Annotated in this window: 7 protein-coding genes; 1 reads left to right on the top strand and 6 read right to left on the bottom strand. The window is 68.5% G+C overall.

Annotated elements, in window-relative coordinates; genetic code table 11:
* Window positions 1-165: 165 nt before the first annotated feature.
* The 6 genes from ACFY16_RS35130 to ACFY16_RS35105 form a co-directional block, all read right to left on the bottom strand.
* Window positions 166-1,077 (bottom strand): amidohydrolase family protein, encoded by a 912-nt coding sequence (locus tag ACFY16_RS35130; RefSeq protein ID WP_390651283.1) that lies wholly within the window; start codon window positions 1,075-1,077, stop codon window positions 166-168.
* A gap of 61 nt (window positions 1,078-1,138) precedes the next feature.
* Window positions 1,139-1,486 (bottom strand): L-rhamnose mutarotase, encoded by a 348-nt coding sequence (locus ACFY16_RS35125; RefSeq protein ID WP_390651282.1) that lies wholly within the window; start codon window positions 1,484-1,486, stop codon window positions 1,139-1,141.
* Window positions 1,483-3,495, bottom strand: a complete 2,013-nt coding sequence (locus ACFY16_RS35120) for a hypothetical protein (RefSeq protein ID WP_390651281.1) — start codon at window positions 3,493-3,495, stop codon at window positions 1,483-1,485. Before ACFY16_RS35120 ends, ACFY16_RS35125 begins: the two co-directional genes overlap by 4 nt.
* Window positions 3,496-3,568: 73 nt before the next feature.
* Entirely contained in the window at window positions 3,569-4,471 is a 903-nt protein-coding gene (locus ACFY16_RS35115) for a carbohydrate ABC transporter permease (RefSeq protein ID WP_390651280.1), read from the bottom strand.
* A 55-nt stretch (window positions 4,472-4,526) separates the two neighbouring features.
* Entirely contained in the window at window positions 4,527-5,441 is a 915-nt protein-coding gene (locus tag ACFY16_RS35110) for a carbohydrate ABC transporter permease (RefSeq protein ID WP_390651279.1), read from the bottom strand.
* Entirely contained in the window at window positions 5,438-6,799 is a 1,362-nt protein-coding gene (locus ACFY16_RS35105; RefSeq protein ID WP_390651278.1) for an ABC transporter substrate-binding protein, read from the bottom strand. The genes ACFY16_RS35110 and ACFY16_RS35105 overlap by 4 nt, the downstream gene beginning before the upstream one ends.
* A 376-nt stretch (window positions 6,800-7,175) precedes the next feature.
* Here ACFY16_RS35105 and ACFY16_RS35100 point away from each other — a divergent pair, with 376 nt between their 5' ends.
* Complete coding sequence (locus ACFY16_RS35100; RefSeq protein WP_390651277.1) at window positions 7,176-7,973, top strand: FadR/GntR family transcriptional regulator; 798 nt, start codon at window positions 7,176-7,178, stop codon at window positions 7,971-7,973.
* Window positions 7,974-8,021 lie beyond the last annotated feature (48 nt).

Below are 8,021 nucleotides of genomic sequence, written 5' to 3'. Positions count from 1 at the left end.
GGGAGCCGTGTCCAGAGTACGGGCGGAAACATAACGGACAGCAAGTGTCATCGCGGACTCAGGGTCCCTTCAGCGCGAACACCAATGGTCAGCAGACGTGTATGGGTGTCCAGCGCGGTTCGTCGGCGCGCGCCACGGGTGCGTACGCCGGGGTGGGCGTGACGGTCAGAAGCTGCGCGCGGCGACGTCGGCTTCTTCTGCCACGGAGGGGAGACGGTAGAAGGCGGTCGCGGTGCCGGCGAGCATCGCGTGGATCTCGGTGTCGGTACAGCCGTCGAGCAGTTCGTCCACGGTGGCGGCCCAGCGGTTCCAGCCGCCCGCGAGGTTCGCGACCGGCCAATCGGAGCCGAACATCAGCCGGTCGGGGCCGAAGGCGGAGAGCAGGACGTCCCACACCGGGCGGATGTCGTCGACGGTCCACCTCTCGTGGTCCGCCTCGGTGATCAGCCCCGACACCTTGCAGAGCACGTTCGGGTGTGCGGCCAGCATGCGCAACTGGCCTTCCCATTCGGCCAGTTCGCCGTCGGCGATCGACGGCTTGCCGGCGTGGTCGAGCACCTGGGGCAGGTCCGCAAACCGCTCGGCCAGCCGGATCGCCTGGTCGAGCTGGTGGCTGCGGACGAGCACGTCGTAGCAGAGCCCGCGGTCCCGGACCGCCGCCAACCCGCGTTCGACATCGGGGTGTTGGAGCCAGTGCGGATCTGTCTCGCCCTGCACGAGATGACGCAGGGACCGCAAATACGTACCGCCCGGCCCGGCGAGCAACCCGTCGAGCAGGTCGCCGATACCCGGGGACGTCAGGTCCGCCCAGCCGACCACGGCCTCGATCAGCGGCTCCCGCTCCGCGAGCGCGAGCAGGTCTTCCGTCTCGGGCACGTCCGGCACGCACTGCACGGCCACCGTGCTGTGCAGACGGCGGCCCGCGATGGGCTGGGTCGCGGTGGTACGCAGGTCGTCGGGGGTGAAGGTGCGGCGGATCGTTGCCAGAGCGGGGTCGTCGAGCCAGGGCTGCGGACGCTGGTCGAGGTCCCACAGGTGGTGGTGGGCGTCGATGAGTGGGGCGGTGGTGGGCGTCACTGGTGGTCCAAGTCGGGTCGGTCCACTTCGGGTTGGGCCAAGTGGACTGGGGCGAGGTGCGTCAGACGCTGGTGGTGTCACCTGGCGGGCTCAGATGCCAGATCTCGGGGAGCTCCGACCACTGGCGGGAGTCGCCCCGGTCGGGCCAGGGCTCCTGGCAGGGGTCGGTGAGTTTCCACCACTCCTGGGTCTCGGGGTCGGCTTCGAGGACCGCCATGTCGGCTTCGAAGTCGTCGCCGTGGTACTCGAGGTAGGCGAACAGCACATCGCCGTGGAGGAAGATGCTGAAGTTGCGGATGTTCGACCGGTGCAGTGCGGCTTCGACGCCGGGCCAGACGGCCGAGTGGAGTTCGAGGTACTCCTCGCGGTGGTCGGGTCGGAGCCTGATGGTCTGGGCGATGCGCTTCATGCGGTTTCTCCCTCCGTGCCCGGGGTGGGCCGGCCGGCCGAGGTGGCGAACGGTGTGCGGTAGCTGGGTGCGTTGGTACGCAGTTGGAGGCGCAAGGCGAGCTTGATGCGGGTGGACGCGGGCAGCCGGACCGTCAGGAAGGCGCTGTCGCAGACCTGCTCCGTCTCGGTGACGACGGGCTCGGTGTGGCCGTAGTCGTACATGTCCCCGATCCAGCCGTCGTCCGTGCAGGTCGTGTACCGGACGGCGGTGATGGTGTGCTCGGCGAAGGCGCCCGCCTGGACGATCACCGTGCGTGTGGACTCGGGGGAGAGGTTCACCAGCTCGACGGTGGTTGCCTCGGGGTCGATGGAGGTGACCAGTGCGGCCACGTCCGGCGGCAGGCCGGCACGGCGGGCCTCGGCGTCGTGGTAGCGCAGCCGGGCCTGCTGAAGGCCGCCGTTGTACAGCACCTGAGGGCCACCCCAGGTGAGCTGGACGAGGGCCTCGGTGGCCACGGGGTTGCACTGCTGCCACACATGGATGTCGGCCTCGGGCACGTCCAGGTCGCGGTAGCGCTCGATGCGGCGCAGGCGGTGGCGGACCTGGGCCTGGGCGGTGGCGAGGATCCGTTCCGGGTAGCCGGGGTCGTCGCCGGCGAGGAAGGCGAACCACGCCTTCTCGTGCCCGGACTCCTCCTTGGCGCGGAACGGCCGCACGGTGCGCCAGTCGATGCCGTCGGCGTCACGCAGTCCCTCCAGCCGGGCGCGGTCGGCGTCGGAGGCCGTGTGGTGCCACAGGGCCACCGGGACCGGCGCGGTGGCCGGGTTGTAGTCGAACCAGCCCGAGTCCTTGTGCCGGAAGGGGAGGTGGGGCGTGGGTGTGTGGATGTCGGGGCCGAGTTCGACAGCCCACTTGGAGGGGAGGCTGGAGTCCGCCTCGGTGTGGGGCATCACCTTGGCGTGGTCGATGAGGGTGTCGAGTGAGGTCGCGACCATGGAAAGGTAGTCGTCGTCCCCGGTGACCGTGGCCGCCGCCAGCGCCGCCACACAGGCCGCGTGGCCGACGCTGTGCCAGCCGTGCGGCCAGGACCAGCCGTAGTGGCCGCCGTACCAGCGGCCCTCCAGCAGGCTGCCGACGACGCCGTCAGGGCCGGCGTTGTCCGGGACGAGACCGCCGTTCGCCTCGGTGCGCTTCCGCCACGCGCCGACGTACTCGACGATCCAGTCGCGGTAGCGGTCCTCGCCGGACAGGATCCAGGCGTTGAGGACCAGCCCGGCCGCGGCGAGGTTCACCGCGGTGTCGCCTACCCCCATCCGGTCCCGCATCTGGTCGCCGAGACGCGGGTCCGCGGAGAGCGGGTAGGGGCCGCCGTCGGCCTCGGGGATCCAGTCGAGCGGGAAGCCGTACGTCTCCGCTTCCTTCTGCAGCCAGGGATAGACGTCGCCGTCGAACAGGCCCGTGCGGTCGGGGTCGCTGCCGTTGTGCGGGCGGGTGATGACGCGGTGCTCGGGGTCGTAGTTGCCCTTGGCCGGGTCGACGTACAACTCGGCGAAGTGCAGGGCGCGTTCGGCCCAGCGGTCGGGGGCGGCCATGCTGAGGAAATAGAGCAGGAGCAGACTCTCGCCCTGGTGAAACCAGTCGTAGCCGCGCTCGAACTCGTCGTGCAGCATGCCCAGTTCGGTGAGCTGCCGGGTCACGCCCTCCCAGTGCTTCTCACTGGCGGGCAGCAGATCGTCGGCGCCGCCGAGGAGGTAGAGCTGGGGCCAGTTGAAGAACACCTCGTAGAAGTCGTCCACACCGTCACGGGTGGTCAGCGGGCCGGAGTAGTTCAGCCGTCCGTCCGGACCGGTGAAGTCGTGGGCGAAGCGCCGCCAGGCGTGGTCGAGGAGATCGAACAGGGACCGCTGGGCCACGGCCCAGCCGGGCGGTTCGAGCAGCGGCACCCCCGCCTCGATCTCGGGTGGCGGGAGCGGGCCGTCGCCGGGGGTGTCCTCGGCCGTGGTGCGGCCGGCAGAGCTGAAGGGCATGGGAGATCTCCGTTCGGGGCGGGCGGCGGGACGGCGCACGCCGGGGACGACGGCCGGGCGGTCGGGACGGCCGCTATTCCTTGGTGGCGCCGGCGAGCATCCCGCTGACCAGGAAGCGCTGTGCGAAGAGGAAGACGATCAGCACGGGCGTGATGGCCACGAGCGTCGCCAGAGCCAACTGCGGCCGCTCGATCGCGAGGGTGCCGACGGCCGGATTGAAGGACGGCACGTTGCTGAGCAGGGTTCCGACCCCCACCTGGATGGGCATCTGGCTGCTCTCGGGGAGCAGGACGTACGGCAGGAAGTAGTTGGTCCAGTTGGCGACGAAGCTGAAGAAGCCCACGAGCGCGATGACCGGGGTCGCCAGCGGCAGCGCGATGTGCCAGAAGACGCGGAACTCCGAGCAGCCGTCCATCCGTGCCGCCGCCAGCAGGTCCTTCGGTACGGCGGTGGTGAAGTAGATGTAGGTCAGGTACACGCCGAACGGGTAGAACGAGTACGGCAGGATGATCGACCACATCGTGCCGATCAGGTGCACCGCGTTGATCTCCAGGAACAACGGCACCACCAGTGTGGCGTTCGGCATGAGCATCACGACCAGCGTCGCGACCAGCAGGCTGTGCCGGCCGCGGAACTCGGTCATGGCCAGGGCGTATCCCGCGGGAATGGCGACAGCGAGGGTGATGACCAGCGAGATCACCGCGTAGAGCGCGGAGTTGCCGAGCCACTGCATGACGGCGTTGTCCTGGAACGCCGTGAGCGCGTCCCAGTTGGCCTTCAGCGCGTGGAAGGAGCCGAAGGACAGCGGGTTGTCGTGGACCAACTGCTGGTCGGTCTTGGTCGCCGCGAGGACGAGCCAGAGCACCGGCAGCACGAAGAAGGCGAGGAACGCGACCAGTACGGATCCGGTCAGCAGCCGGGGGGCCAGGTGCCGTACGGGCCGGCGGTGCGGCGGCTGGTGGTGAGATCGGCTCATGAGGGGTGCTTCCCGTTCCGAGCTCGCCATGGCGGCGACTCGACTGACAGGGGTTTCAGTCGGCATCGAAGAACCCCGACCGTGCGACGAAGACGGCGGCGGCCGACACACTGACGACCAGGAGCTCCACCGAGACCGCGGCGGCCCCGTTGATGTTGTTCATCTGGAAGGCGAAGTCGTACGTCAACTGGTTGAGCGAGTAGTCGCGTCCGGCCACGCCCACACTGGCGAGGGACAGCAACTGCGGCTCTACGAAGAGCTGGGCGCCGCCCGCGAACGCCAGGATCACCATGTACACGATCCACTTGCGGAGCATCGGGATCTGCACGTGCCAGGCGGTCTGCCAGGCGCCCGCGCCATCGATGCGCGCGGCTTCCATCACGTCCGTGGGGATGTTGTTGAGTGCGCCGTACATGACGACGATCCAGCCCCCCGCGCCGGTCCAGAACGCGATGACCGTGAACAGCAGGGGCAGGTTACCGGGCGCGATCACCTCGCCGAAGGTGTGGTACCCCAGCGCGCCCAGCAGCGAACTGACCGGGCTGACGGTCGGGTCGAGCATGAACAGCCACACCAGCACACTCGCGGCGCCGGCGAGCGCTCCCGGGATGTAGTAGAGGAAACGCAGCGCCTTGCTGGCGGAACCCGAGGCCAGGCGGTGCAGCAGCAGCGCCAGGGCCACCACGAACACCACCAGGGACAGGAGCCAGAAGACGAGGTAGACGGCGACATGGCTCACGGAGTCCATGAAGCGGAAGTCCTGCGCCGTGGTGACGAAGTTGGAGAAGCCGGTGACCGTGCCCCCGGCGTCGGTGAAGGCGAAGTAGACCGCGTAAGCGGTCGGAAGGACGCCGAAGGCGACCAGCAGGACCACGTAGGCGGCGACGAAGGCCATGCCGGCCCGGCTCTGCCGGCCGGCGCCGCGACGGCGCCGGGTGGCAGAGCCGGCCGGGGAGTGGGTGAGGGTCACTGGGAGACCTTGTATCCGTTGGACTTGGCGTACTTGACGATGGAGTCCTGCCAGGCCGGCAGCATTGAGACGACGCTCTTGCCCTGGGTCAGGCCGGGCTTGACGGTGGCGGCCCAGATCGTCTCCTGGCTGAACTGACCAGAGCCCCAGCCCGGCCAGACCTGGGAGGACGCGGCCTTGAGGGCGCTCAGGTCGCTGGCGAAGTAGCCGGAGGCGTCCTGTCCCTTCAGCCACGTCTCGGCCGCCGGCGCGTACGCGGGGAAGCCCGGCGCCTTCTCGCCCTGGTAGGCGTTGTCGGTGGTGACCCACTTCAGGAAGTCGGTGGCGGCCTTGATGTGCGCGGAGTGCTGGGACAGCAGCCAGGTGCCGCCGCCGACGTTACCGGTGGACGGCGAGGTCTCCCCCTGCCACTGGGGAATGGGTGCGGCCGCCATCTGCTTGGCCGGAGTCTTGAAGGTGCCCTCGAACAGCGCGCCGCCATACCAGGCCGGACCCGGCATGAGCAGGACCTTGTCGGCCTTGTTCTTGCCGAAGTCGGTGCTGAAGATCCCGCTGATGGACATGGACTTGTTCTTGATCAGCACGTCCATGAGGCCGGCCATCTTGGTGCAGGCCTCGCTGGAGGTGTTCACCGACACGGCCTTCGGGCCGGTGATGTGGTTGGCGCCGCACTTGCTCGCCCACAGGTAGATCTCAGGGGTGAAGGAGTCGCCGGCGTCGCCCACGAGGTAGCCCGGGTGCTCCTTGGCCACCTTCTCGCCGACCGTCTGGTACTCCTCCCAGGTCGTCGGAACCTGGTAGCCGAACTTCTTCATCAACGGCGCGTTGTACCACAGCACCACCTGGGAGAGGTCGTTGCGCAGACAGTAGAGGGTGCCGCTCACCGTGCAGACGTCGTTGGCCCCGCTCGCGAACTTCTCCAAGGACGCCGAGGGGATCAGGCCCTTGTTGAGCGGAGCGGCGAAGCCCGCGTCGACCGCCCAGGTCACCTCGTTGTTCTGGGAGCTGAACACGACGTCCGGCCAGCCCTTGCCGGTGCGGTTGAACAACTGGACCTTGGTCTGGAGGTAGTTCGAGCCATTGGCGTCGCCGTCGTAGGTGACGATGTTCAGCTTCACGTCCGGGTGCTGCTTCTGGTACAGCTTCGCGGCCTCCACACGGGTCGCGTCCACCCAGACGGTCAACGCACCGTCCTTCTGCGGCGCCTGACCGAAGCCGTCCTTGTTCGTCGTACCCGTGGCGCCGCCACCGCAGGCAGTCAGGGTCAGCGCCGCGGTGGCCGCGCAGCCGGCCAGCAACGCCGCACGCCTCTTGCTGGATACCTTCTTCCGGCCGGACGAAGGCTTGTTGACGGTCATGTGCGACTCCACTGGTTTCACAGGGCGCCCCGAGCAGACGGGCAGGTGGCGCGAGGACAGGGCGACGCCAGGCCGAACCGGTCGGGCGTCAGGGACCGCAGACAGCCGTTTTGCTTGCCGTCGCGGAAGAAATTAGCCGCCCTATCGAGGGTTCCGTCAAGGGTTTGCGCAGCCTTCTTCTCCGGCAATTTGCGTGTGATGACGCCATGTGAGGCGGGAAGTGCCCAATAAATCGCTCTCTGCAACAGTGAGGGCCCCTGCTCTGCGGCGTGAATCTATCCACTCGATAAGTACGACTCATCGATGCTTGAGCTAGGATGAGCGATGCTCCACAGCGATCAGCCGCCCCAGTTGCGTCAGCCAGGAGGCAGTACAGATGAACGACACGCCCGCGGCCCAGGAGGCCTTGCCGACGCAGGCACCTCCCGTTGCGGCGGCAGCGGTGAACAGCGCGGACGAGCGGCGTGAGTACCGGCCCGGCTACGAGGTCGTGGCGGAGCGGATCCTCGAGTTCATCGCCGAGGCCCGTCTGGTGGCAGGCGATCGGTTGCCCACGGAGAACGATCTGGCCCAGAGGCTGAACACCAGCAGGGCGGTGGTGCGGGAGGCCGTGAAGATCCTCTCGGCGCTCGGCCGGGTCCGGGCGCACAAGGGGCGCGGACTGTTCGTCGCCGACGACGAGGGCCTGCTCATCACCAGCCGCTGGGGCGGCTTCTTCCGCCCCGTCGACCTCGATCACGTGCTCATGCTGTTCGAGTTCCGCAGGGTTCAGGAGACGGCCGCGAGCAGTCTGGCCGCCACCCGTGCCACGCCCGCGGAGCTGCGGACCATCGAGGTGGCCATGCAGCAGTGTCGGCACGGGTTCGTCCACGGTCAGGTCGGCGTGTTCAACAAGGCGGACGACGACTTCCACATGGCCGTGGCCGCGGCCTCGCACAACACCTTCCTCGTCAGCGCCGTGCGTGACGCGCGCCGACTGCAGTGGCAGTCCAGCGCGATCGGGATCCACGACTCGCTCGGTGAAGGAACCGAGTCCGCGGTCGTGGAGCACGAGGCGATCTACCGGGCCATTCGCGACGGCCGGCCCGACGAGGCGGCCCAGGCTACGGCGGCACATCTCGACAGGACGCTCGAGGACTACCGGCGGGAGATCCAGCGACGCCTGTTCGGATAGCGTTCAGGGTCGGAGTTCCGGCAAGCCGGCTCCGCCGACAGGAACGTC

Origin of the sequence: Streptomyces sp. NPDC001315 (assembly GCF_042896175.1) — a bacterium.
GTDB lineage: Bacteria > Actinomycetota > Actinomycetes > Streptomycetales > Streptomycetaceae > Streptomyces.
Note: the sequence above shows the minus strand (reverse complement) of the source record. Positions and strands in the feature narration are given on the sequence as shown.